This is a genomic window from Amycolatopsis sp. NPDC114484, assembly GCF_055633755.1.
The window spans coordinates 33,443-57,507 of the sequence record NZ_JBVKDQ010000021.1 but is presented as its reverse complement, the minus strand read 5'-3'; the positions used below and the strand labels follow the sequence as shown (position 1 = coordinate 57,507).

At 70.8% G+C, this 24,065-nt stretch carries 21 protein-coding genes; 6 read left to right on the top strand and 15 right to left on the bottom strand.

Annotated features, from left to right (window positions below; genetic code table 11):
* Nucleotides 1-98: 98 nt before the first annotated feature.
* Nucleotides 99-3,260: an isoleucine--tRNA ligase gene (gene ileS / locus ACZ7SW_RS36400; protein ID WP_470234903.1), complete on the bottom strand. Its 3,162-nt coding sequence runs from the start codon at nt 3,258-3,260 to the stop codon at nt 99-101.
* A gap of 446 nt (nt 3,261-3,706) precedes the next feature.
* Here ileS and ACZ7SW_RS36395 point away from each other — a divergent pair, with 446 nt between their 5' ends.
* Nucleotides 3,707-5,476, top strand: coding sequence for an HSP90 family protein (locus ACZ7SW_RS36395; protein WP_470234902.1), 1,770 nt, complete (start codon nt 3,707-3,709; stop codon nt 5,474-5,476).
* Nucleotides 5,476-8,208 (top strand): hypothetical protein, encoded by a 2,733-nt coding sequence (locus tag ACZ7SW_RS36390; RefSeq protein WP_470234901.1) that lies wholly within the window; start codon nt 5,476-5,478, stop codon nt 8,206-8,208. Before ACZ7SW_RS36395 ends, ACZ7SW_RS36390 begins: the two co-directional genes overlap by 1 nt.
* A 289-nt stretch (nt 8,209-8,497) precedes the next feature.
* On the opposite strand, the gene ACZ7SW_RS36385 is transcribed toward ACZ7SW_RS36390, so the two are convergent.
* Complete coding sequence (locus tag ACZ7SW_RS36385; RefSeq protein ID WP_470234900.1) at nt 8,498-9,841, bottom strand: MFS transporter; 1,344 nt, start codon at nt 9,839-9,841, stop codon at nt 8,498-8,500.
* 64 nt (nt 9,842-9,905) lie between these two features.
* On the opposite strand from ACZ7SW_RS36385, the gene ACZ7SW_RS36380 reads away from it, so the two are divergent.
* Nucleotides 9,906-10,679, top strand: coding sequence for an ArsR/SmtB family transcription factor (locus tag ACZ7SW_RS36380; protein ID WP_470234899.1), 774 nt, complete (start codon nt 9,906-9,908; stop codon nt 10,677-10,679).
* A gap of 189 nt (nt 10,680-10,868) precedes the next feature.
* On the opposite strand, the gene ACZ7SW_RS36375 is transcribed toward ACZ7SW_RS36380, so the two are convergent.
* The 11 genes from ACZ7SW_RS36375 to ACZ7SW_RS36325 all read right to left on the bottom strand — a co-directional run bounded on the left by ACZ7SW_RS36375 (nt 10,869) and on the right by ACZ7SW_RS36325 (nt 20,074).
* On the bottom strand, nt 10,869-11,480 hold the full coding sequence (locus tag ACZ7SW_RS36375; protein WP_470234898.1) for a hypothetical protein: 612 nt from the start codon (nt 11,478-11,480) through the stop codon (nt 10,869-10,871).
* Between the two features lie 152 nt (nt 11,481-11,632).
* Complete coding sequence (gene wag31, locus ACZ7SW_RS36370) at nt 11,633-12,484, bottom strand: DivIVA-like cell division protein Wag31 (RefSeq protein WP_470234897.1); 852 nt, start codon at nt 12,482-12,484, stop codon at nt 11,633-11,635.
* 53 nt (nt 12,485-12,537) lie between these two features.
* Entirely contained in the window at nt 12,538-12,810 is a 273-nt protein-coding gene (locus tag ACZ7SW_RS36365) for a YggT family protein (protein WP_470234968.1), read from the bottom strand.
* A 115-nt stretch (nt 12,811-12,925) separates the two neighbouring features.
* Nucleotides 12,926-13,498, bottom strand: a complete 573-nt coding sequence (locus tag ACZ7SW_RS36360) for a cell division protein SepF (protein WP_470234896.1) — start codon at nt 13,496-13,498, stop codon at nt 12,926-12,928.
* An 80-nt stretch (nt 13,499-13,578) separates the two neighbouring features.
* On the bottom strand, nt 13,579-14,322 hold the full coding sequence (locus ACZ7SW_RS36355) for a YggS family pyridoxal phosphate-dependent enzyme (RefSeq protein WP_470234895.1): 744 nt from the start codon (nt 14,320-14,322) through the stop codon (nt 13,579-13,581).
* Nucleotides 14,319-15,032: a peptidoglycan editing factor PgeF gene (pgeF, locus tag ACZ7SW_RS36350; protein WP_470234894.1), complete on the bottom strand. Its 714-nt coding sequence runs from the start codon at nt 15,030-15,032 to the stop codon at nt 14,319-14,321. The genes ACZ7SW_RS36355 and pgeF overlap by 4 nt, the downstream gene beginning before the upstream one ends.
* Before the next feature lie 138 nt (nt 15,033-15,170).
* Nucleotides 15,171-16,487, bottom strand: a complete 1,317-nt coding sequence (gene ftsZ, locus ACZ7SW_RS36345) for a cell division protein FtsZ (protein ID WP_470234893.1) — start codon at nt 16,485-16,487, stop codon at nt 15,171-15,173.
* Between the two features lie 228 nt (nt 16,488-16,715).
* Entirely contained in the window at nt 16,716-17,477 is a 762-nt protein-coding gene (locus tag ACZ7SW_RS36340) for an anti-sigma factor (protein ID WP_470234892.1), read from the bottom strand.
* Nucleotides 17,474-18,082 (bottom strand): ECF RNA polymerase sigma factor SigK, encoded by a 609-nt coding sequence (gene sigK, locus ACZ7SW_RS36335; protein ID WP_470234891.1) that lies wholly within the window; start codon nt 18,080-18,082, stop codon nt 17,474-17,476. Before sigK ends, ACZ7SW_RS36340 begins: the two co-directional genes overlap by 4 nt.
* The gene (locus ACZ7SW_RS36330; RefSeq protein ID WP_470234967.1) at nt 18,075-18,800 is read right to left on the bottom strand and encodes a DUF1365 domain-containing protein; all 726 of its coding nucleotides are present in this window, start codon (nt 18,798-18,800) and stop codon (nt 18,075-18,077) included. The genes sigK and ACZ7SW_RS36330 overlap by 8 nt, the downstream gene beginning before the upstream one ends.
* Entirely contained in the window at nt 18,794-20,074 is a 1,281-nt protein-coding gene (locus ACZ7SW_RS36325; protein ID WP_470234890.1) for an NAD(P)/FAD-dependent oxidoreductase, read from the bottom strand. The genes ACZ7SW_RS36330 and ACZ7SW_RS36325 overlap by 7 nt, the downstream gene beginning before the upstream one ends.
* A 63-nt stretch (nt 20,075-20,137) precedes the next feature.
* Between ACZ7SW_RS36325 and ACZ7SW_RS36320 the strand changes: the two genes are divergently transcribed.
* Both ACZ7SW_RS36320 and ACZ7SW_RS36315 read left to right on the top strand, forming a co-directional pair.
* Entirely contained in the window at nt 20,138-21,376 is a 1,239-nt protein-coding gene (locus ACZ7SW_RS36320; protein ID WP_470234889.1) for a class I SAM-dependent methyltransferase, read from the top strand.
* The gene (locus ACZ7SW_RS36315; RefSeq protein ID WP_470234888.1) at nt 21,373-22,152 is read left to right on the top strand and encodes a DUF1295 domain-containing protein; all 780 of its coding nucleotides are present in this window, start codon (nt 21,373-21,375) and stop codon (nt 22,150-22,152) included. The genes ACZ7SW_RS36320 and ACZ7SW_RS36315 overlap by 4 nt, the downstream gene beginning before the upstream one ends.
* Here ACZ7SW_RS36315 and ACZ7SW_RS36310 read toward each other — a convergent pair.
* Both ACZ7SW_RS36310 and ACZ7SW_RS36305 read right to left on the bottom strand, forming a co-directional pair.
* Nucleotides 22,139-22,375 carry a hypothetical protein gene (locus ACZ7SW_RS36310; RefSeq protein WP_470234887.1) on the bottom strand — a complete coding sequence of 79 codons (237 nt, stop codon included), beginning with the start codon at nt 22,373-22,375 and terminating at the stop codon, nt 22,139-22,141. The genes ACZ7SW_RS36315 and ACZ7SW_RS36310 overlap by 14 nt on opposite strands.
* Complete coding sequence (locus ACZ7SW_RS36305; RefSeq protein WP_470234886.1) at nt 22,372-22,881, bottom strand: DinB family protein; 510 nt, start codon at nt 22,879-22,881, stop codon at nt 22,372-22,374. Before ACZ7SW_RS36305 ends, ACZ7SW_RS36310 begins: the two co-directional genes overlap by 4 nt.
* A gap of 114 nt (nt 22,882-22,995) precedes the next feature.
* Here ACZ7SW_RS36305 and ACZ7SW_RS36300 point away from each other — a divergent pair, with 114 nt between their 5' ends.
* Nucleotides 22,996-23,430, top strand: a complete 435-nt coding sequence (locus ACZ7SW_RS36300) for an OsmC family peroxiredoxin (RefSeq protein WP_470234885.1) — start codon at nt 22,996-22,998, stop codon at nt 23,428-23,430.
* The last annotated feature ends 635 nt before the right edge of the window (nt 23,431-24,065 follow it).

The following is a 24,065-nucleotide window of genomic DNA, read 5'->3' as shown; positions in this document are numbered from 1 at the left end:
CGCTCATGCGCCCATGGTGCGGGCGGCTTCGCGGTTTCAGCCAAGAATTTTGCGGAAACCGCGGTCTTGCTCCGGACCCGGAGCAAGACCGCGACCTCTCACGCCTTAGCGACCGCCACGCGGACCTTCACGCCTTCGCCGACCGTGCCGTCGAAGCCCTCGGCCACCTCGGCGTAGGACACCGACGTCGCGAGCGTTTCGGACGCCACGAACTCCTCGTGCTCGCGCACCGCGGCCGTCACCTCGCCGGTGGCGTCCACGGTCAGCGAGATCCGGTCGCCGACGTCGAGACCGGCCTCGCGGCGCGCCTGCTGGACCACGCGGACCAGGTCGCGCGCCAGGCCCTCGGCCGCCAGCTCCTCGGTGACCTCGGTGTCCAGCACGACCAGACCGGCCCCGCCGGGCAGTTCGGCCGCCGCGCCGCCGCCGGCCGCCACCAGGCGCCGGTCGTACTCGCCCTCGACCAGTTCGACCCCCGCCGCCACGACCGCGCCGGCCGCGTTCGTCGTCCAGTCGCCCGCCTTGACCGCCTTGATCACCTGCTGCACGGTCTTGCCGAGCCGCGGCCCGGCCGCCCGCGCGTTCACCGCGACCTCGAACGTGCCGTGCGCCGCGACGTCGGCGGTCAGCTCCACCGACTTCACGTTCACCTCGTCCCGCAGGATCTCGGTGAACCCGCGCAGCGGTTCGACGTCCTCGGCCGCCACGACGAGCTTCGCCAGCGGCAGCCGCACCCGCAGCTTGTTCGCCTTGCGCAGCGCCAGCGCCGACGACGCCACCTGCCGCACCTTGTCCATCGCGGTCACCAGCGCCGCGTCGGCGGGCAGGTCGAGCGCGTTCGGCCAGTCGGTCAGGTGCACCGAACGGCCGCCGGTCAGCCCGCGCCACACCGTTTCGGTGGTGAGCGGCAGCAGCGGGGCGATGACCCGGCAGGTCACCTCCAGCACCGTGTGCAGCGTGTCGATCGCGTCCTGCTCGCCCGCCCAGAAGCGGTCGCGCGACCGGCGGACGTACCAGTTCGTGAGCACCTCGAGGAAGTCCCGCACGGTCTGGCACGCGCCCGCGATGTCGTAGCCGTCCATCGCGGACTCGACATCGGTGACCAGTTCGTGCGTTTTCGCGAGCACGTACCGGTCGAGCAGGTGCGTCGAATCCGTGCGCCACTGCCCTTGCTTGCCTTCGGCATTCGCATACAGGGCAAGGAAGTAGTACGAGTTCCACAGCGGGAGCACGGCCTGGCGGACCGCGTCGCGGATCCCCCGGTCGGTGACGACGAGGTTGCCGCCGCGCAGGATCGGGCTCGCCATCAGGTACCACCGCATGGCGTCGGACCCGTCGCGGTCGAAGACCTCGTTGACGTCCGGGTAGTTCCGCAGCGACTTCGACATCTTCTGGCCGTCGGAGCCGAGCACGATGCCGTGCGACACGCAGGTGCGGAACGCCGGCCGGTCGAACAGCGCGGTCGCGAGCACGTGCAGCAGGTAGAACCAGCCGCGGGTCTGCCCGATGTACTCGACGATGAAGTCGCTCGGGTAGTGGTGCTCGAACCAGTCGGCGTTCTCGAACGGGTAGTGCACCTGGGCGTAGGGCATCGAACCCGAGTCGAACCACACGTCGAGCACGTCCGGCACGCGGCGCATGACGGACTTCCCGGTCGGGTCGTCCGGGTTCGGCCGGGTCAGCTCGTCGATGTAGGGCCGGTGCAGGTTGTCCAGCCGCACGCCGAAGTCGGCCTCCAGCTCGTCCAGCGAGCCGTAGACGTCGATGCGCGGATAGGCCGGGTCGTCCGAGCGCCACACCGGGATCGGCGTGCCGAAGTAGCGGTTGCGGGAGATCGACCAGTCGATGGCGTTCTCCAGCCACTTGCCGAACTGGCCGTCCTTGACGTTCTCCGGGTACCAGGTGATCTGCTGGTTCAGCTCGACCATCCGGTCCTTGAACTGCGTCACCGCGACGAACCACGACGAGACCGCGCGGTAGATCAGCGGGTTCCGGCAGCGCCAGCAGTGCGGGTACGAGTGGTCGTAGGTCTCGTGGCGCAGCAGCACCGCGCCCTGGCGGGCCGCGCCGCCGGTGCCGTTCTTGAGGTCCCGCACGATGTTCGGGTTCGCGTCGAACACCAGCTGCCCGGCGTAGTCCGGAACGGTCTCGTCGAACTTGCCGTGGTCGTCCACCGGCGTCACCGGGGCGATCCCGGCCGCGTCGGTGACCACCTTGTCCTCGGCGCCGTAGGCGGGCGCGATGTGCACGACGCCGGTGCCGTCGTCGGTGGTGACGTAGTCCGCCGACAGCACGCGGTGCGCGTTCTCCGTGCCGACGAAGTACGGGAACGGCGGCGCGTAACGGGATCCGAGCAGCTGCTCGCCGGTGTAGTGCGCGACGACGGTCGGCTCCTCGCCGAGTTCGCGCGCGTACGCGGCGACGCGGGCCTCCGCGAGCAGGAAGCGGTTGCCGTCGCTTTCCACCACGACGTACCGCACCTCGGGGTGCACCGCGGTGGCGAGGTTGGACGGCAGCGTCCACGGCGTGGTCGTCCAGATCAGCAGGTACGTGCCGTCGAGCTCGTTGTCGTTGCCCTCCAGGCGGAACCCGACCGTGACGGCCGGGTCCTGGCGGTTGCGGTAGACGTCGGCGTCCATGCCCAGCTCGTGATTGGACAGCGGCGTCGCGTCGCGCCAGCAGTAGGGCAGGACGCGGTAGCCCTCGTAGACGAGTCCCTTGTCCCACAACCGTTTGAACGCCCAGAGCACCGACTCCATGTAGGTGACGTCGAGCGTCTTGTAGTCGTTGTCGAAGTCGACCCAGCGGGCCTGGCGGGTGACGTACTCGCGCCATTCGTCGGTGTAGCGCAGCACGGACTCGCGCGAAGCCTCGTTGAACTTCGCGATGCCCATCTCTTCGATCTCGGTCGTCTCGGTGATCCCGAGCTGCCGCATCGCCTCGAGTTCGGCGGGCAGGCCGTGGGTGTCCCAGCCGAACCGCCGCTCGACGTGCTTGCCCTTCATCGTCTGGTAGCGCGGGACGATGTCCTTGACGTACCCGGTGAGCAGGTGCCCGTAGTGCGGGAGGCCGTTGGCGAAGGGCGGGCCGTCGTAGAAGACGTACTCGTTGTCGCCGTGGGTGCCCTCGGGGCGGGCGTCGACGGTCGCCTGGAAGGTCCGGTCGCTCTCCCAGTACGCGAGGACGCTCTCCTCCAGCGCGGGGAACGACGGCTGGGACGGGACCGTGGTCTCTCCGCCCGGCGAAGCCTGGGGGTACATCCGGGTGCTCCTTGCGTTCGTCGCTCGTACGGGCGACCGGCGGCCGCCCACACGGGGACGAGACGCTCGCGCGTCACGCGGTACCACCCCGCTTGCCCGGCACGCTGCTCCCGGGCCACTCGTCGCGCGGCTGTCACGGGCCGCACCCGTCCGGTTCTACTGCGGGCGCGGACGCCCGGTTCTTCCGGAGGCTCCCCGGTGATGGCCGGATCGACGCCTTGCTGATCCCAGGTTAACCCGTCGCCGCAAGCCGCTTTCCGCCTGCCCCGGCCGCGGCCGCCGGCCCGGGTTCCGGCACCGGTAACGATCCGTGCCGCGGCCGGGTGCAATCCCGGGAAATTCGGTGCCGGGCACCAGGTCCCGCCGATACGGTGGCGGCCGGGGCGTCCGTCGCGGACTCGCCGGGCTGACCGCCCGCCCCGCCACAGCACAGGAGCCGAGAACGGGTGAGCCGTAGTTTTCAGGTGGATCTTCGCGGGGTCGTCGACCTGCTGAGCCAGCACCTCTATTCCAGTCCGCGCGTGTACGTGCGGGAACTGCTCCAGAACGCCGTGGACGCGGTGACCGCGCGGAAGGCGGCCGACGCCTCGGCGCCCGCCGGGATCGCGATCGACGGCGACGGCGGGACGCTGCGGATCACCGACACCGGGATCGGCCTGTCCGAGGAGCAGGTGCACGAACTCCTGGCGACGATCGGCCGCAGCTCCAAACGGGACGAGCTCGGCTACGGCCGCCGGGATTTCCTCGGCCAGTTCGGGATCGGGCTGCTGTCGGCGTTCCTGGTCGCCGACGAGACCCGCGTCGTCACCCGCTCGGCCACCGGTGCGCCCGCCGTCTCCTGGACCGGCCGCTCGGACGGCACCTACGCCGTCGGGCCCGGCGAACGGGAGACGATCGGCACCACGGTCACCCTCACCGCGCGCCACGGCGCCGAACAATGGTTCGTGCCGGAGACGGTCGCCGACCTCGCGACGCTGTACGGCTCGATGCTGCCGTTCGAAATCACGGTGAACGGCAAGGCGATCAGCGGCGCCGGCGTCCCGTGGCAGGCCGGCGAGCGCTCGGCCGGGCACCGCGCCGCGGACCTCGTCGGCTACGCGCAGGAGGTGCTCGGCTTCACCCCGTTCGACGTCGTCGACCTCGACGTGCCCGAGGCCGGGCTGACCGGCGTCGCCTACGTGCTGCCGTTCCCGGCGAACCCGGCCGAGCGCGCCGGGCATCGCGTGTACCTCAAGCGGATGCTGCTCGCGGAGAACGCGCCGGGGCTGCTGCCGGACTGGGCCTTCTTCGCCCGCTGCGTCGTGGACACCGGCGAGCTGCGGCCCACCGCGAGCCGCGAGGCGCTCTACGACGACGATCAGCTCTCCGCGACCCGCGAAGCGCTCGGCGAGCAGCTGCGCGGCTGGCTCGTCGGGCTCTCGAACACCGATCCGCAGCGGCTGAACCAGTTCCTCAAGATCCACCACCTCGGCGTCAAAGCGCTCGCGCTGCACGACGACGACATGCTGCGGCTGGTCGACGAGTGGTGGCCGCTGGAAACGAACGTCGGCCGGATGACGCTGGCCGAGTTCCGCGCGCGGTACGGCGTGCTCCGCTACTGCGCGACCACCGAGGAATTCGGCCAGCTGGCCGGCGTCGCGGCCGCGCAGAACCTGCCGGTGATCAACGGCGGCTACACCTACGACAGCGAACTCGTCGAACGCGTCCGCGTGCTCGAACCGGGCGTGCGCGTCGAACGGCTCGACCCGAGCGAACTCGCCACCGCCTTCGACGATCTCGACCCCGAGGCGGCGCTGGCGGTCCGGCCGTTCGCCGCCGCCGCGCAACGCTGCGTGGACCGGCTCGGCTGCGAGGCGGTGCTGCGCGAGTTCGAGCCCGCGTCGCTCCCGGTGCTCTATCTCGTCGACCGCGCCGCCGCGTTCGCCGGCGAACTGCGCGCGACCAAGGAGGCCGTGGACGAGCTGTGGGCCGGGGTGCTCTCCGCCTTCGAAAAACCGCAGCGGGAACGCCCGCAGCTCGTGCTCAACTACCGCAACCCGCTGGTGCGGCGGATTTCCCGGCTCGAGAACGAGGAACTGACCTCGCTGGCCGTCGAATCCCTCTACGGACAGGCGCTGCTGCTGGGCAGGCACCCGATCCGGCCCGCCGACTCCGCGCTGCTGAACCGGGCCTTCCTCAGCCTTCTCGACCACGCCGTCCCGAACCGGGAGGACTGATGACCGCCCCGACCGAACAAGAGCTGTGGAACCGGCTGTGGGCCTCCCGGGACCTGCCCTGCGGCAAGGCCCAGATCGCCGGGACGGAGAGCCTGGTCCGGACCGTCGACGCCGAGGGCACGCCGGATCTGCGGTACGCCGCCCGGATTTCGCTGATCCGCGCGTACAACCAGGGCGACGAGCCCGCGAAGGCGTTCGTCCCCTTCGCCTGGTGCCTCGCCAAGCGCGACAAGGGCGAGGGCGACGAGGACTGGGACCACAGCCTTTTCTGGTCGTTCAAGTCCGCCGTCTCGTCGCTGGCCGACTTTCCCGAGGTGCCGCTGGACCGCACCTACGCCGTGCTCGACGACATGGAGCGCCGGTACCGCGCGGCCGGGCACACGATGAACCCGGTGCACCAGCACCGGCAAATCGTGGCGCGGCACGTCGGCGACCACGAGACGGCCGCCGAGCAGTACCGGCTCTGGAACGCCGCGCCGCGCGGCGAGATGTCGGACTGCATCGGCTGCGAACCGTCCGGCAAGGTCTCGCACCTGAGCCGCTACGGCCGGTTCGAAGAGGCCGTCGCGGTCGCGGAACCGGTGCTCGGCGGCACGTTCACCTGCAGCGAGCAGCCGCACGGGATCCTCTCGTCGCTGCTGCTTCCGTATGTCCGCACCGGACGGCTGGAGGAGGCGGCGCGGGCGCATCGGCAGGCGTACCGCACGATCCGGCACAACCGGCTGCACCTGAATCTCGTCCCCGACCATCTCCAGTTCTGCGCGCGCACCGGCAACCACGCGCGCGGGCTGGAAATCCTCGAGCGGCACCTCGGCTGGCTCGGCGACGCGCGCACCCCGTACGTCGAAATGGAGTTCTGCGCGGCCGCGGCGCTGAACCTGCGCCTGGTCGCCGAATCCGGCCACGCCGACGCGACCGTGCGGCGGCCCGGCGGCGAGATTTCCGTCCAGGCACTGCACGACGAGCTTTCCGAGCGCGCGCTGGGCCTCGCGGCCCGCTTCGACGCCCGGAACGGGACGAGCGAGCAGGGCGACCTGATCCGCGGCGTCCTCGCCGCAGAGCCGATCGTGGACCGCCTCCCGCTGTCCTGGACGAGCCCGCGCGCGGCCCCGGCCCCGGTGCCGGCCGCACCGTCCTTTCCGGACACTCCCGAAGAGCTGGCCGACCTGGCCGAAAAGCACTCCCGGCTCAGCGAAGACTCGGCCGCCGAAGCCGTCTGGGCGAGGTTCGACGACCTGTGCCCGGAGCCGACCGGGTCACTCTTGGCCCGGCGGCTGTCCGGGTCCGCCGCGGCGAGCACGGACCCCGAGGCCGCCGCGCGCGATTGGCTGTGCGCGGCCGAACTGTTCGCGGCCGAGGGCGACGAGATCGCCCGGCACACCGCGGCGAGCAAGGCCGGGCTCGCCCGCTGCCAGCTGGGCGAGCGCCTCGGCCTTGACGAACTCTCCGACGCGGCCGAGGCGCTCGCCGGACTCGGCGACCGGGAACCGCACGTCCGCGCGCTGATGCGGTGGTCCGTGGGGCTCTCCGAGACCGACGACCTCGACGCCGCGTTCGAGGTTCTCGGCCGCGCCGAAGCCGCGGCCACGGCGATGCCCGCCGAGCTGGCCGCGCGGCTCTCCCTGCTGCGCGCCGAACTCACCGCGCGCACCGGTCGCCTGCCCGAGGCGCGAGAGCTGGCCGAACGCGCGACGGAACTGTTCGCCGAAGCCGGATCGACCGGCCAGGAGGCGTGGGCGCGGCTGATGGCCGGACGGATGGCCGCCGCGACCGGCGAACTCGAGGCGGCCTACGCCATCCTGCGGCCCGCCGAGTCCGCCGCTTCCGCGGTCCTGCGCGCCCAGGTGCGGCACACCCTCGGCATGCTCGCGTCCGACCTGGACCTGCTGGAAGAAGCGGTGGGCCACTACCGCGGCGAGGTCGCCGACCTGGCCGAGGCCGGAGACCTGACCGGCACCGCGCTCGCCCAGCTCGGACTGGCCGCCGCGGCCACACGCGCCGGAGACGCCCCGACAGCCGCCGACGCGGCCGAGGCGGCGATCGAGGTACTGGAGCGGGGCGGCGACGAGGACGAACTGGCCAGGGCTCGCTACCTGCTCGCCGGGGCCCACCGAGCGCTCGGCCAGCGCGATCCGGCGCTGACTCTGCTGGAGCAGGTGCACGACTACTTCGCCGCTACGGGGAGCCAGCCCGCGGCCGGACAGGCAGCCGAGACCATCGGCGACGTCCTCGACGAACTCGACCGCGACGGTGCCGCCGCCGAGTCCTACCTGCGCGCCGCGGAGTACTTCAGGGCGAGCGAAATCCCGGTCGACGCCGTGCGCAATCTCCGTCAGGCAGCGGTGTCGTGGCGATGGGCGCAGCGCCCGGAGCAGGCACTGGCCGCGCTGTCCGAAGCGGAGAAAAGCGCCGCGGACCTCGAGGGCGACGAGCCGCCGGTCCTCTGGGAGCGGGCCATGGTCGCGTTGAACGGCGGCCGGCTGCTGGCTTCGGCGGAGCAGCCCGAACAGGCGCTGCCCCGGGCGGAGGTGGCGGCTGAACTCCTCCAGACCCTCGGCGCGACCACCGAGGCCGCGATCGCCACGGCACTGCAAGCCCGGCTGCTGTTCGGATTGAGCCGCCCAGCCGAAGCCCGAACCGCGGCGGAGGCGGCGATCGAGGGGCTGCCCCCGGAGGCGACGGAGCAGATCGCGGAACTCAAAGCGCTCTTGGCGATTCTCGACGTGAAGTAGGGGCCGCTCGGAGCAGACCGCAGAACTCGAAACCTTCCTCGCGATTCTCGATGCGAAGTAAAGGCCGCCGAGGCCGCAGCTCATCCTGCGGGCTCGGCGGCTGGCCAAACCGGGGCGATCCGCTGAAACACGAGCGGCGGCGGAAACCACGGCCAAGGGCTTCCCACCGAACGCGACGGAACAGACCGCGGAATTCAAGCCTCCCTGGCAATTCTCGACATGAAGTAAAGCTCCCGAGCCCGCAGCCCGTCCTGCGGGCTCGGCGGAAGTTCGTTCAGAGCCGCGAAGATCAGCCCGTCGGCTCAAGCTGCCTGCCCCGAGCCCGGCGGCGCACCGTCACCACCGCGAGCACCGCGGCCGCGAGCCACAGCCCGGCCGAGACGAACCCGAGCAGATGCAAGCCGTGCACAAACGCCGCACGCTCCGCCGGTTCTCCCGCTACCGCACCGAAAACCGCCACGCCGAGCGCGCCGCCTGCCTGCCGTGCCGCGTTGTTGATCCCGCCCGCGATCCCCGCGCGCTCCCCCGGCGCGTCGGAGATCGCCGCGGTCACCACGGCGGCGGTCAGCAGTCCCATCCCGACGCTGAGCGCGAACAGCGTCGGCAGCAGCGTCCAGTACCCGGTGCCGGGGCCGATCCGCAGCAGGTTCAGCATCGCCGCCGCACCGAGCAGCAGCCCGGTCACGATCTGCGGACGCGGGCCGAACCTCGCGGTGAGCCGTCCGGAGACCGGGCCGGCGAGGACCAGCGGAACGAACATCGGCAGCAACGCGACGGCGGCGGCGATCGGGTCCGCGCGGAGGACGTCCTGCAGGTAGAGCGTGAACACCAGCACCGAACCGAGCCCGACGAAGTTCATCGCCGCGGACACCAGGTTCGCGCCCGCCGTCTGCCGGGACCGCAGCAGCGACAGCGGCAGCATCGGTTCGGCAGAACGCCGTTCCACCACGATGAACGCCACGGCCGCCGCCCCCGCGAGCAAGCCGGCCCACGGCGTTTTCGCGATCACCGCGTAAACGCCAGAACCGAGAGCCAGGGCCGCGGCCGCCGCCCCGGGAACGTCGACGCGGCCCGGTTTCCGGACGTCCGGCGGCACCATCCGGCGAGTCGCGACGGCCGCCGCGGCGACGATCGGGACGTTCAGCCAGAACACCGGCCGCCACCCGGCCGTCTGCACGAGGATCCCGCCCAGCAACGGGCCGGCGGGCAGGGCGAGCGCCGAAATCCCGGCCCAGATCCCCACCGCGCGGGCCCGTTCCGTCCGTCCGGGGAACGTCCCGGCGATGACGGCCATCGTGCCCGGCAGCAGCAACGCCGCCCCGGCTCCCTGCACCGCACGGGCCGCGACGAGCCAGCCCGCCGACTGCGCCAGCCCGCACGCCGCCGAAGCGCCCCCGAAAACGGCCAGCCCGGTCAGCACCACGCCGCGGTGCCCGAGGACGTCACCGAGCGCGCCCCCGGTCAGCAGCAAGGCGGCGAGCACGACGGAATACCCGACCACCACCCACTGCAACTGCGGAACGTCCGCGTGGAGTTCGCTGCCGAGGGTGGGGAGGGCGACGTTGACGACGGTGACGTCGAGTTGCACCAGGAACATCCCGGCGCACATGGTGAACAGGATCGCGGTGCGCATGGGTCCAGCAGACACCGGGGACGCTTCCGTCGCGGTGGAAGTGTGCCGGGGGCATGCTGGACGCATGGAAGGAGACGCCGACATCGCGCGCACCGCCGCCCTGTTCGCCGATCCGGCGCGGGTCCGGGTGCTGATGGCCCTCGCCGACGGCCGGTCGCTGGCCGCGTCCGTGCTGGCCGGCGAAGCGGGTCTGACCGCGCAGGGCGTGAGCGCGCACCTGTCGAAGCTGCTGGCCGCGGGCTTGGTGACCGCGGAAAAGTCCGGCAGGCACCGGTTTTACCGCATCGCCGGTGCGGCCCCGGATCTGCTGGAAGCGCTCGCCCGGCACTCCCCCGCGCGCCCGGTCCGCTCGCTGCGGGAAGGCACCCGCGCGGAAGCCTTGCGCACCGCGAGATTGTGCTACGACCACGTCGCCGGAAGACTCGGCGTGACCGTCACGGCCGCATTGCTCGACCGCGGCGCACTGTCCACTGTGGACGGTGAGCCGAGCACCCGGCGACGGCCCGGGGACCGGATTTCCTCGCAGCTGCAAGAACATCCGTACGTGCTGGGCCCTGCCGCCGACGAAGTGTTCGACGCCTTAGGCGTGGATGTCGCGACGGCCGCGGAGAGCCGCCGTCCGCTGCTGCGGTTTTGCCTGGATTGGACTGAGCAGCGCCATCACCTGGCCGGAGCGCTGGGCGCGGCGGTCACGCGACGGTTCATGGACGCGGGATGGCTCCGGTCGCGGGCGAAGGCGCATCGAGCGGTACAGCTCACCGAGAATGGCGCGAGGGTGCTGGAAGAGGCGCTCGGGATCCGGGAAGGGCAAGGCACGGAAGCACTGCAACGGCAGTAAGCCCGAGGCTCCACAGAAACGCCGCGTTCACGATCGACCCGGTCGCCCGCGCAGTGGGCACGAGCACGCGCACACCGGTTCCGTCGCCGAGCACGTGCCCGACCCCGGCAACCTCCCGGACGATGTGAAGACATTGGTCCCGCGGCTTTTCCTGCCGCTGGTCCGGTTTCACGAGGGGAACGGACTGGATCAGCGGTGCGCCGCGGCGAGCACCGCGTCCGGACCGCAGCGCGCACACGGCGTGAAGCCCAGCTGCCGCGCCTCGCCGACGCCGATCGGGATCGTGTCGCGGCCGGACAGCCAGCCGCAGTCCACCAGGTGATAGCGCGGGTACTCGTCGACGACCACGACCTCGTCCTCGAGTTCCTGGACCACCTCGAGGTCCTCCGGCGCGGTTTCCTCCACGCCGGGCGGAGTGTCGCGCACTGCCTTCGCCTCGGATTGGGGCTCGCGTTCCGAAGCGGGCTTCTCGACCTTCGGTTCCGGCACGTCCGCCGGATCGCCCAGCTCGCCCGCCGCCGGGAGCAGCGCGGTCTGCTCGGCGTCCTCCTCGGCCGGGACCGCCTCGTCCTTTTCCTCCGCCGCGTCCTCCTGGTCCGGATCGGAGTCCGCAGAGTCCTCGTCCGGTGCGTCCCCGGTGTCCGCGCGCTTGCGCCGCCGCAGCCAGTCGACGAGCAGAAGCAGCCCGGCGAGCACGGACAGCCCGATGGAAACCCAGGCCCACAGCGAGGTGCCCGTGATGAGCGCCGTGACGAGCAGCCCGAGAGCCGCCAGCACCAGAAGGAGGACGATGTAGAGCACGCTGAATTACAACACGGGCCGCCCGGTTTCCCGCTGCGACCCGCCCACGCGGCGTACCGCGCCGGTTCCCCACCGTGGCGGCCCCGGATCCGGACACGCCGAAGCCCCGCCGGGTCCGAATCGGACTCGGCGGGGCGGGGTACGGCAGTGGGTCAGCCGGCCTCGGCGCGCGGGCCGAACGAGTAGCCCTGACCGCTGGCGCCGGTCGAGGACTGGCTCGAACCGGAGGACGCCGACGCCGGGGCAGCGGAGCCCCGGTCGTCGAGCTCGCGCAGCTGGGACTCGAGGAATCCGCGCAGCCGGGTGCGGTATTCGCGCTCGATCGTGCGGAGCTCTTCGATCTTCTTGCCCAGAGCGCCCTTTTCGGCGTTCAGGTTGTTCATCGTCTCGGTGTACTTGCGCTGCGACTCGCGTTCCATCGTGGTCGCCTTGTCGCGCGCCTGGCGCTCCAGCGTCTCGGCGCGCGTGCGCGCGTCGTTCAGCATGGTCTCGGCGCGGGTGCGCGCCTCGTTCACCATCGAGTCGGACTTCGCCCGGGCGTCGGACAGCAGCTGCTCGGACTTGGTCCGCGCCTCCGCCAGCATCCCGTCGGACTCGGTCTTCGCCTCGGCGGTGAGCCGGTCGGCCATTTCCTGCGCCAGGCCGAGCACCTTGGCGGCCTGGACGTTCGGCTCGCCGCTGTCGGGGACCATCGAATGCGCCTGGGTCTGCTCCATCGCCGAGGCGGGGGGCGGAACCGGGGCGAGCCGCCGCGACGGCTCGGGGTCGCGGCCCGGCGGCGGGCCGGCGACCTTCGCGTTCTCGAGCTCCGAGCGGGTCGACTCGAGCTCGGCGTCGAGCTGCTCCACCTGCTGGCGCAGCTCGTTGTTGTCCTCGATCAACCGGGCAAGCTCGGTCTCCACCAGGTCGAGGAACGCGTCCACCTCGTCCTCGTTGTAGCCCCTCTTGCCGATGGGCGGCTTGCTGAACGCGACGTTATGCACGTCAGCGGGGGTCAACGACATCAGATCACCTCACGCACTCCATGGCCTGCAGGACACACCCGGGTTTTCCCCGATCACCTGGGTGTCAGTTGCATCGCGAAGAACACAACCAACAGCAGCACCATAATCGACAAGTCCAGTCCTACGCCGCCGATCCGGACCATCGGAATGATCCTGCGGAACAACCGCACCGGCGGGTCGGTCACTGTGTAGATGGTCTCGAGCGTCACCGCAACCCCTCCGGCGGGACGCCATTCCCGTGCGAAACTCCGCACGAGCTCGACCACGATCCGGGCCGTGAGCAGCAGCCAGAAGGCAAACAGCACGTACCAGATCGCAAGCCACACAGCATTCACGGCCACCACTCTAGCGGGGGACGGCCGGGTTGGGCGCGACCAGCCGCCCGCAGGGCGACATAGTCGACAAAATCACGTCTGGCTGCGCCCAGCGGTCCGGCCGTGTTCACCCGCGCAGGAACAATCCGCCCTCGGCGATCCGCCGACGGTCCTCCGCGGTCACGTCCACATCGGGCGGTGAGAGAAGGAACACCTTGTTGGTGACCTTGTCCATCGACCCGCGCACGGCGAACGCCAGTCCCGCCGCGAAATCCACGATCCGCTTGGCGTCCGCGTTCTCCATCTCGGTGAGGTTGATGATCACCGGGATGCCCTCGCGGTAGTGCTCGCCGATCGCCCGCGCCTCGATGTAGCTCGTCGGGTGCAGCGTCGTGATCCGGCTGAGCGGGTCCCGCACCGGCGCGGCGACCGGTTCGGCGACCGGCCGCAGCCGGGCGACCGGCTCCGGCTGGCGGTCCACGGCGAGCGCGCCGTGCGTCGCCGGCTCGGCCGCCATCGCCCGCGACCGCACTCGCGCGGCGGGCTCGTCGTAGCTCTCGTCGACGTCGCGGTAGCGTGCCCGGGACCGGGCAGGCGGCTGGTCGTAGCCGTCGTCGTACTCGTCGTAACCGTCGTCGTAGCCGTCTTCGTCCGCGGGCACCATCCCGAAGTAGGCCTTCAGCTTCTGCAGCGCGCTCATGCCTCTCCCTAGCCCTTGCCGCTCCCGCACAGTTGTGCCCCGCCCGGCCGGACACGAAACGTGACCACCGGGCGGACTCCCTACGGCGAGGCTAAACCGCGCCCGCCGAGCAACGCGGTTCCGACACGCACACACGTCGAGCCGTGCCGGATCGCCTGGTCCAGATCATGGCTCATTCCGGCGGAGACGTCAGCCGCTTCCGGATACCGGGCGCGGACTCTTTCCGCCGCGTGGGACAGCCGGGCAAAAGCAATGCCCGGGTCCTCCCCTAACGGGGCCACCGCCATCACGCCTCGCAATCGCAGCTCCCCCGTGTGGGCGATGCGGTCGGCGAGGGCGTCGACGTCCTCCAGCAGGGTCCCGCCGCGCGCGACGTCGCCGTCGAGGCTCACCTGGACCAAGACGTCGAGCGGTCCGGTCCGCTCCCCGGCCTCCTGCGCCGCGGCGACCGCGCGGGCGAGCGCGTCGGCGAGCCGCGCCGAGTCGACCGACTGGACCTCGGCCGCCCAGCGCACGACCGAACGCGCCTTGTTCCGCTGCAGCCGCCCGACCATGTGCCAGCGCGGCGCCGCGTCCGGGCGCAGTCCGGCGACCTCGGCCGCCTTCGGACCGGCTTCCTGGTCGCGGTTTTCGGCGAGGTTCAGCAGCCCGAGGTCGGTCAGCAGCGCGGCGTCGGCCGCCGGGAACGTCTTGGTGACGCCCAGCAGCCGCACCTCGTCGCGGGACCGACCGGCCGCCGCGCAGGCGTTCGCGATGCGTTCCTCGACCGCGGCCAGCGACGCCGCCAGCTCCGCCCGCCGCTTCTCCGCCGGGTCCTCGCTCACGCCTTCTCCTCTTCCAGCCAGGTGATGCCGGCGATCCGGCCGGTGGTGCCGTCGCGGCGGAAGCTGAACAGCGTCTTGTCTTCCGCCGTGCACCGCGGGTCCGCGCCGACGCGTCCGACGCCCAGGTCGGCCAGCTGCTGCCAGAGCCCGGCGCGCAGGTCCAGACCAGTGGTGCCCTTGCGCGTTTTGCAGGAACTGCCGGGCAGATGCTTCTCGACGTCCGCCGCCATCGCGGCCGGGACCTCGTAGCAGTCGCCGCAGATCGCCGGGCCCAGCAACGCCTCGACGCGACCCGGTTCGGCGCCGAGTTCGCGCATCGCCTCCAGCGCGGCGGGCACCACGCCGACGCGGGCGCCGACCCGGCCGGCGTGCACCGCCGCGACGACGCCGGCTTCCGGATCCGCCATGAGCACCGGGACACAGTCCGCGACCAGCACCACGAGCGCGACGCCCGGACGGTCGGTCACCAGCGCGTCGGTGGCTTCGGCGGCCGAGGTCTCGGTGCCGTCCACGACGGTCGCGGTGCGGCCGTGCACCTGTTCCATCCAGGCCAGCCGGTCCTCGGCGAGGCCGAGTTCGGACGCCAGCCGCTTGCGGTTGGCGTAGACGTCGCCCGCGTCGTCGCCGACGTGGTCGCCGAGGTTGAAGCTCTCGTACGGCGGCCGGGAAGCCCCGCCCGCCCTGGTCGTGACCACTCGTCGTACTCGCACCCCGTCATCCTGCCAAAAACGGCGGCGGCTGCCCTCCCGAGCCTCGGGCGCGCTCGTCCCCGCGCGAACCGGGACGAGCGCGCACGGCAAACGGCCGCCCCGAAAGTGCCGGGACGGCCGTTGCTCGTGAGTCCGTGCTTACCGCCGCATGAACGGAGGAACGTCCACGTCGTCGTCGGTCGGGTCGTCGTGGACCGTCGCCGGGCGGCTCGGCAGACCGCCCGTCGCGGAACCCGAACCGATCGGCGAATACCCCCGCGTGCCGCCGCCGGGTTGCGGAAGGCCGCCCGGCGGGGTACCGGTGCCCGGCTGCGGCAGGCCCGACGAGGGCGTCCGCGGCGGAGCCACCGGGTAGCCGGAGCTGCCCGCCGGCGGCACCGGGGTCGCCCCGGTCTGCGGCGGGGACTGCGGGGCCGAACCGCCGCCGACCTGGCCCGCCGAGGCGGACGCGGTGCCGTTGCCCTGTTTGCCGCCGAACGCCGGCGGGTCGAGCTTCTTGTGCGTGGGAGCGCCGGCGTCGAAGCCGGCCGCGATCACCGTGACGCGGACCTCGTCGCCGAGGGAGTCGTCGATGATCGTCCCGAAGATGATGTTCGCGTCCGGGTGCGCCGACTCCTGCACGAGCGACGCGGCCTCGTTGATCTCGAACAGCCCGAGGTCCGATCCGCCCGCGATGGACAGCAGCGCGCCGTGCGCGCCGTCCATCGACGCTTCCAGCAGCGGCGAGTTGATCGCCTTCTCCGCGGCCTGGATCGCCCGTCCCTCGCCGCGCGCCGAGCCGATGCCCATCAGCGCGGAGCCCGCGCCGGACATGACGCTCTTGACGTCGGCGAAGTCCAGGTTGATCAGGCCGGGCGTGGTGATCAGGTCGGTGATGCCCTGGACACCGGAGAGCAGCACCTCGTCGGCGGAGCGGAACGCGTCCATCAGGGACACGCCGATGTCGCCGAGCTGCAGCAGCCGGTCGTTCGGGATCACGATCAGTGTGTCGCACTCGTTGCGCAGCTGCTGGATGCCGTCCTCGGCCTGCTTGCCGCGGCGTTTGCCCTCGAAGGTGAACGGACGGGTCACCACGCCGATCGTGAGCGCGCCGAGCTTGCGGGCGATCTGCGCGACGACCGGCGCGCCGCCGGTGCCGGTGCCGCCGCCCTCGCCCGCGGTCACGAACACCATGTCGGCGCCCTTGATGACCTCTTCTATTTCCTCGCGGTGGTCCTCGGCGGCGCGCTGTCCCACCTCGGGAGCGGCGCCGGCGCCGAGGCCGCGGGTGAGTTCCCGGCCGATGTCCAGCTTGACGTCGGCGTCGGACATGAGCAGTGCCTGGGCGTCGGTGTTCACCGCGATGAACTCGACACCCTTGAGGCCGACCTCGATCATCCGGTTCACGGCGTTCACGCCGCCGCCGCCGATGCCGACGACCTTGATCACCGCAAGGTAGTTGTGCGGGGGCGTCATCGGGTCCGCCTTCCTGATCGTGATGTGCACATGCCGCCCGCCGGGGCCGGAAACCCTCAACCTCAACCCGAGAGTGAGAGTTATGTCAACCACCGGCGTCAAGGCAGGACGGTAGGCGCCGCGCAAGCTCTAATCCAGTAGCCACGCCGTGAGCGGCAAAGGTGTTTTGCCACAACGCGAAGCCGCGCGCAAGGCCGGAACCCGCCGCGGAGCCCGGCGCGCGGTCTGCTATGCGGGCACCGGAGTGACCAGCACGACGTCGTTCGAGGGCTTCCCGGACGGCGCTCCCCCGGCCTGCTCGACACTGATCGCGAACTGCCGCGCACCAGCCAAACCGTCCGCCACCACCAGCGAACCCGAGGGTCCGCCGGGCAGCAGCCCGGCCGGACGCGGCGCGAGGTCCGGGCCCATCAGCCAGGCCTCGTACACCTGCCCGGCTCGGACCGGCGGCAGCCCGGACTGCATGAACATCACGCGGTCGAGCTTCCGCGAAACCACCACCGTGCCGCCGCCCCCGCGCGGCGACGCGACGTGTTCGGTCCGCGCGTCGGGTGCGGTGAGCAGTTCGGCCACCGGCAGGTAGCGCTCGCGCGCGGTGTCCAATTCGGACTGTGCGCTGTTGAGCTGACTGCTGGTGTGGAGTGCGATGCCGCCGAACACGCCGGCCAGGGCGAGACCGATGACGGCGGCCGCGGCGGCGATCAGCATCGGCCAGCGGCGAGGGCCGCGCAGGCGCGGCTCGCCGGAATCGGTCCGCGGCGGCACCTGGCGGGTCGTGCGCATGTCCGCGAGAACGCGGTCCTTGAGGCCGGACGGCGGCTGCTCGTCCATCGCCGCGCCGAGCCGCGCCGCGGTCTCGCGCAGTTCCCGCACTTCTTGCGCGCACGAGTCGCACTGGTCGAGATGGCGGCGGAACTGGGCCCGCTCGACCTCCGACAGCGCGTCGAGCGCGTACGCACCGGCCAACGTGTGCATGTCCGGACTGGTCACGCCGTCACCCCCAGGCAGTCGCGCAGCCGGATCAACCCGTCGCGCAGTCTGGTCTTGACCGTCCCCTGCGGGGTGTCCAGCACGTCGGCGACCTCGCGATAGGTATAGCCCTGGTAATAGGCCAGGAGGACGGATTCCCGCTGCAATTCGGTCAGCGTCTTCAGGCAGCGCCGCACCTGCGAGCGTTCCAGCCGGGTCGCGACGGATTCGGCGACCTCGTCGAACGGACGCCCGCGCGCGGCTTCGAAGGTCGCTTTCCGTTCGCGTTCGGTGCTCGCCCGCGCGGACCGCACCCGGTCGACCGCGCGGCGGTGCGCGAGCGTCATCGCCCAGTTCAGGACGCTGCCCTTCGCCGACGAGTAGCGCGTGGCGGTCTTCCACAGCTCCACGAGCACCTCCTGCGCGACCTCCTCGGACTGCGCGGGATCCCGCACGATGCGGCGGACGAGCCCGTAGACGGGGCCGGCGAGCTGATCGTAAAGCCGCTCGAAGGCGCGTTCGTCCCCCTTCGCGACCAGCGCCATCAGGTCCTCGGCGCTCGTCGACGGCACCGCCGAGAGCCGGTCGGCCGGGCGTGCGCTCTCATCCCGTGCGCTCTCATCCATGGAGGGCTCCTGCCGTGTTCTGTCCGGTCCGGGCGGCGAGCGGGGCCTTCCGCCGCCACAGCGCGAGCCCGTGGCGGCGGATCAACGCGGCGACGCGCTGCGGTTGGAGCGGCCTGCCCGCCAGGAACCGCGCGAGCGTGCGGACCCCGGCCGGACGGCGGACTCCTCGCAGCGTAGCCGTCAGGGCGGCGTCGCCGTCGCGGTGCAGGACGACGGTCAGCGCCAGCAGCGCGTCCGGGCGCGGCAGGTGCATCCGGTATTCCCCCGACATCTCCTGGAACGGCGACACGTAGAACTCCTTGTCCGCCCGGACGTCTTCGCCCGGCTGGAGCAGGTAGGCGTGGCGGCCGCCGTAGGTGTTGTGCACCTCGGCGACCACGCAGGCGAGCGCGCCGTCCGGCGTGTGGCACCAGTAGACGGTGATCGGGTTGAACACGTACCCGAGAACGCGCGCCGACGCGAGCATCGTCACCGGCCCGCCGCGCAGATCCACTCCGCGGTGCGCGAGCCAAGTGTCCAGTTTGGACCGGATGTCTCCGGGCTCGTCCCGGCTGAAGTGGTCGCGGCCGTCGAAGCGCGCGAACGGCCGGAGCCACCACGGCAACTGCGGCAGGTGGTCGAGATCAGTCAGCCACAGGTACATCCGGTGCGCGAAGGAGTACGGCGGATCGGCTCGGCGGACGTGCGCGACGGTGGCGTCGTAGAGGGCGGTCACCAGGTCACCCCGAAACTGGCCGCGGCGCGGACGCCGGAGGAACAGCCGTCCTCGTGGAATCCCCAGCCTTGATAAGCGCCGGCGTACGCGATGACGCCGTCGTTCAATTCCGTCAGACGTCTTTGCGCGGCAACGGATTCCGGCGTGTAGATCGGGTGTTCGTAGGACATTTTCGCGACCACCGCGGCGGTATCGAGACCATCGCCCGGATTGAGGGTGACGGCGTACGTCGTCGGTTCTTCCAGGCCCATCAAGCGATTCAGGTCGTAAGTGACTTGGACGGCACGCAGATCCGCCCCGCAGCCGGGCGTCCGGTAGTTCCAGGAAGACCGGGCGGCGGGCGCAGTCGGCAGCACAGCGGGATCGGTGTGCAACCAGGCTTCGTTACGGGAGTAGCGGAAGGAACCGAGCAGTTCCTGTTCCGCCGCAGTGGGATTCGCCAGCATCCGCAACGCTTGATCGGCATGGGTCGCGACCACGACCCGGTCGACCCGGTGCGCGGTGTCGGCATCGTCGCGCACCTCGACGCCGCGCGCGGTCCGCCGCACCGCGCGGACCGGAGTCGACAGATGCACGGCGGTCAGCTGCTTGGCCGCCCGCTCCACGTACTCCCGCGAACCGCCGACAACCGTCCGCCACGTCGGCGAATTCCGCACGGTGAGCATTCCGTGGTTGCGCAGGAATTCGAACAGATACCGCGCCGGATACTGCATGGTGTCGGTGCGGTCGGCGGACCACACCGTCGAAACGAGCGGCAGCACGAAATGGTCCACGAAGTACCGGGAATACCCGCCGATCGCCAGGAACGCGCCGAGCGGGACGTCACCGGCTTCGGCGCGGGACAGCAGGCGCTCGGCGTGCCGGTGGAACCGTTTCACCTCGGCCAGCATGAGCAGGTAGCGCGTGGACGCGGCGTTGCTGCGTTGCGCGAACAGCCCGCGCAGGCCTTTCGCCCCGGCGTACTGCAGGCCGCAGCCGTCGCAGCGGATGCTCATCGACATCTCAGTCGCGCGGGTGCGGACACCGAGTTCGCCGAACAGCCTCAGCAACGTCGGATAGGTCCGCTCGTTGTGGACGAGGAATCCGGAATCGACGGCGACCGTCCCGCCGTGCGTGCTCGGCACGTCGTGGGTGTGGGCGTGTCCGCCGAGCCGTTCGTCGGCCTCGAACAGCAGAACCTCGTGGCGGCGCTGCAGCAGGTACGCGGCGGTGAGGCCGGCGACCCCGCTGCCGATGACAGCGATGCGTTGTCCCGTGGTGTGGTGCACGGAAGGCATTCGGCGCCCTCGTCCGGCCGGATTGGTACCAATCCGGCCGGACGTCGGCTCCGAAGCCCCGGTATGCCGAAATCCGCAGCTCACCGACTAGCCGGCTTCGCCGAACGCCTCCTCGGCGGTTCGCTGCCGGTGGCCGTCCGCACCTGGGACGGGCACCAAGCGGGACCAGCCGGGCCGACCGTCGTCCTGAAAAACCGCCGCGCACTGCGCTGGCTCCTGTACTCCCCCGGCGAGCTGGGCCTGGCGCGGGCTTACGTGTCGGGCGACCTGGACGTCGAGGGCGATCTCACCGAAGGCTTCCGGCGGATCTGGGCCTACCGGCCGCAACTGTCCGCACGCGACTTCGGCGAGGCGATCCGCTTGGCCGCCCGGCTCGGCGTGCTCGGCCCGCCGCCGAAGCCGCCCGCCGAAGAAGCCCGGCTGCGCGGAAAGCTGCACACCCTCGGCCGGGACCGCTCGGCGATCTCGCACCACTACGACCTGTCGAACGCCTTCTATCAGCTGCTGATGGACGATGCGATGGCGTACTCGTCGGGTTACTGGTCCGAATCCGCCGATCTCGCCCGCGCCCAGCACGACAAACTCGAACTGATCTGCCGGAAACTCGGCCTGCGACCGGGCATGCGGCTCCTCGACGTCGGCTGCGGCTGGGGTTCGCTGCTCGTACACGCGGCGAAGCACCACGGCGTCGAGGCTGTCGGCGTCACGATCTCCGCCGAGCAGGTGCAGCACGTCAAAACCCGCCTGGCGCAGCACGATCTGGAAGACCGGGTCGAGGTACGGAGGCAGGATTACCGGGAACTCGCCGGAGACTCCTTCGACGCCGTAGCCTCCATCGAGATGGGCGAACACGTCGGCGAGGACAACTACCCGGCCTACACCGCCACGTTGTACCGCATGCTCAAACCCACCGGACGACTGCTGCTGCAACAAATGTCGCGCGGAGCCGTCGCTCCCGGCGGCGGCGCGTTCATCGAGCGCTACATCGCCCCCGACATGACCATGCGCCCGCTGAGCCGCACCCTCGGCCACCTCGAAACCGCAGGCTTCGAGATCCGCGACGTGCACGCCTTGCGCGAGCACTACGTCCCGACCGTACGAGCCTGGGCGGACACCCTGGAACAACACTGGGACGAAGCCGTCGCGCTGATCGGCGAGGCAGGCGCCCGAGTCTGGCGGCTGTACCTGGCCGGCGGCGCACTCGCCTTCGAGGAGAACCGGATGGGCGTGGACCAGATCCTGGCCGTGCGTCCCGATGAGAACGGCCGCACCGGACTGCCGTGGACGAGGGAGTGGGCATGATCGCGCTGCTCGGCCTCACCGCCGGAGTCACCCTGGCCGCAGTAACCCTCACGTTCGGCATCGCCCGCCTGCGCCGCCGCTACGACACCATCGACACCTTCTGGGGCCTGGGTTTCGCCCTCGTGGCCGTGGTCTCGTTCCCCTTCGGCACCGGCCCGCTCGCGCTGCGCCTGACCACCGCCGCGCTCACCGTCCTCTGGGGCGTGCGGCTGGCCGTCCACCTGCACCTGCGCAACCGCGGCAAGCCGGAAGACCCGCGCTACCAGCAGATCCTCGAACGCGCCGGCCCGGACCCCGGCGTCCGGATCTTCGTGCGGACCTACCTGATGCAGGCCGCGGTCCTGTGGTTCGTCTCGCTGCCCGTGCAATTCGCCATGTCCGGCACGGGTTTCGGGGTCACCGCCTGGCTGGGCGTCGCGGTCTGGCTGCTCGGCTTCGCCTTCGAAACCATCGGCGACGAGCAACTCCGCCGCTTCCGCGCGAACCCGGCGAACCGGGGCCAGGTCCTCGACACCGGCCTCTGGCGCTACACCCGCCACCCGAACTATTTCGGCGACGCCTGCGTCTGGTGGGGCCTCTACTTGCTGGCCTGCTCCACGTGGCCCGGCGCCGCGACGATCCTGTCCCCCATCGCGATGACCTTCACCCTAGCCCGCGGCACCGGCAAGCCGATGCTGGAGAAAGGCATGCGGCACACCCGCCCCGGCTACGCCGATTACATCGCCCGTACCAGCGGATTCCTCCCACTGCCCCCGAAGAAACTCACTCCCCGATGAGCCCCCGCGACAACTCGAAATGCCGCGCGGTCTCCCCGGCCAGATACTCGACCACCGATTCCACCGTCACCGACCGGTCGCCCGCGAACCCCACCGGATTCTCCAGCGACCGCTCTGCGGTCCCGCAGCACAGCTCGACGTTGTCCCAGTAAGCACTGCGTCCCGCCACGGTCGCGCGCAGCAGTTCGAGGTCGTCGACCAGCTGCGCGCGATCGAGGCTCACTCCCCGGTGAGACCGTCGGTCAGCTCGCGCAGAAGGTCAAGGTGCCCGAGATGGCGCGCGGTCTCCTCGATCATGTGCGTGACGACCCAGCGCACAGTGAGCGGTTTGTCCCCCTTGAACAACACCGTGTCTTCGAAACTCCGAGCCGCCACGACAGCCCGGCACTTCTCGACCTCGGCCTCGTAGTCCGCGATCAACTGCGTCATCGGCAGCTCCAACGCGACCCGGAACTCAGCGTCCCGATCGATCTCGAGCCGATCCGCCCACTCGTCCGGCTGCCCGTCCAGCACGATGCGGAACCAGTAGTTCTCCACCAGAGTGAGGTGGCACAGCAACCCGGCGATCGTGGTCAGCTCGCTGGGCAAGTGCCGCCGGCGAGCCTGCTCGTCGGAGAGCCCGGAGCATTTCCACACCACGCTGGCCCGCAGGAAGTCGAGGAACCCGGTGAGCTGAGTGCGCTCGTCCCCCGCCATCGGCGGGTCAGGACGTTCAGGAGCATTGGTCACCCCTCGCAGTCTGCCGCACCCGGCCACCCGTTTTCGTGAATTACCTTGCGCGCAATGTAATTGCGCACTACCTTCATGGAGGTACGCATCCACGACGCCCTCAAGGAGACAGCGATGCCCAGCCGCGACGCAACCACCCACTGGACCGGCGGACTGCAGAAAGGCAAGGGCGAGGTCACCTTCGACTCGTCGAACCTGGGCACCTACGAGGTGTCGTTCCCGACCCGGGCAGGCGACCCGGACGGCCAGACCAGCCCTGAGGAACTCATCGCCGCCGCGCACTCGAGCTGCCTCGCGATGAACCTCTCCGGAGTGCTGGAATCCCAGAACCTGGAAGCGGAATCGATCGACGTCTCCGCAGAAGTAACCCTCGGCCCGGCAGCGGGCGGCGGCTTCGAAATCAGCGGAATCGCCATCACCCTGCGCGCGAAACTGGACGGCGTCACCGCGGAACAATTCGCCGAACTGGCAAAAACCGCAGAACAAACCTGCCCGGTCTCCAAGGCCCTCTCCGGCACCACCATCACGCTGGACGCCGCCCTGGCCTGACCGCGGTTCCGTGAGGGGAACCCTGACGGACTCTGATTCCCTCAGGGTTCCCCTCACGCCCCCGCACCCGGTCTACAGGGGCGCTCGCAGCCTTTGAGTCCGTCAGGGTTCCCCTCACGGACGCGGCGGGAGAGCAGCCCTGGCATTGGGCCGAGACTGACCAGCAGACACCCCCCGCGAACGCGAGCCCCACGAGGCCACCGCGACACCGACACGAGCGCCACCGCCGTGAAGGGCTCCTTGAGGGAATCAGATTCCCTCAAGGAGCCCTTCACGGCTTTCAAGACAGGAACAAGATCCGCGCGGCAGCCTTCACAGACCTCGATTCCCTCAAGGCGTCCTCCAAGACTTGCGGGACAAAGGCAAGATCCGCAGGCACCCGCCTTCACAAACCCCCGATTCCCCCAAAGCACCCCTCACGGACCCCCAATCCGCGAGAGGCACCTTTCTCGCGAAAGGGACCCCTCACCCTCCAACCCCCGCACCCACCCACCCAACCGCAGCAGACGCACCCAACCCATCCAGCGCAGCCACACCCCCCGCACCCCGATACGAAGCCAAAAACACGGCGCGGGGGTGGTTTTCCCAGCACCTTTTCCCCCCCTGCCAAAACCCCCCCGCCCCAGCCCCAACCC

Coding starts and splice junctions, on each gene's coding strand:
- ACZ7SW_RS36385 (WP_470234900.1), bottom strand. CDS start 9,841: ATGCGCACCGCGATCCTGTTCACCATGTGCGCCGGGATGTTCCTGGTG.
- ACZ7SW_RS36300 (WP_470234885.1), top strand. CDS start 22,996: ATGCCCAGCCGCGACGCAACCACCCACTGGACCGGCGGACTGCAGAAA.
- ACZ7SW_RS36320 (WP_470234889.1), top strand. CDS start 20,138: ATGCCGAAATCCGCAGCTCACCGACTAGCCGGCTTCGCCGAACGCCTC.
- ACZ7SW_RS36325 (WP_470234890.1), bottom strand. CDS start 20,074: ATGCCTTCCGTGCACCACACCACGGGACAACGCATCGCTGTCATCGGC.
- ACZ7SW_RS36380 (WP_470234899.1), top strand. CDS start 9,906: ATGGAAGGAGACGCCGACATCGCGCGCACCGCCGCCCTGTTCGCCGAT.
- sigK (WP_470234891.1), bottom strand. CDS start 18,082: ATGGATGAGAGCGCACGGGATGAGAGCGCACGCCCGGCCGACCGGCTC.
- ACZ7SW_RS36390 (WP_470234901.1), top strand. CDS start 5,476: ATGACCGCCCCGACCGAACAAGAGCTGTGGAACCGGCTGTGGGCCTCC.
- ACZ7SW_RS36360 (WP_470234896.1), bottom strand. CDS start 13,498: ATGAGCGCGCTGCAGAAGCTGAAGGCCTACTTCGGGATGGTGCCCGCG.
- ACZ7SW_RS36315 (WP_470234888.1), top strand. CDS start 21,373: ATGATCGCGCTGCTCGGCCTCACCGCCGGAGTCACCCTGGCCGCAGTA.
- ileS (WP_470234903.1), bottom strand. CDS start 3,260: ATGTACCCCCAGGCTTCGCCGGGCGGAGAGACCACGGTCCCGTCCCAG.
- wag31 (WP_470234897.1), bottom strand. CDS start 12,484: ATGTCGTTGACCCCCGCTGACGTGCATAACGTCGCGTTCAGCAAGCCG.
- ftsZ (WP_470234893.1), bottom strand. CDS start 16,487: ATGACGCCCCCGCACAACTACCTTGCGGTGATCAAGGTCGTCGGCATC.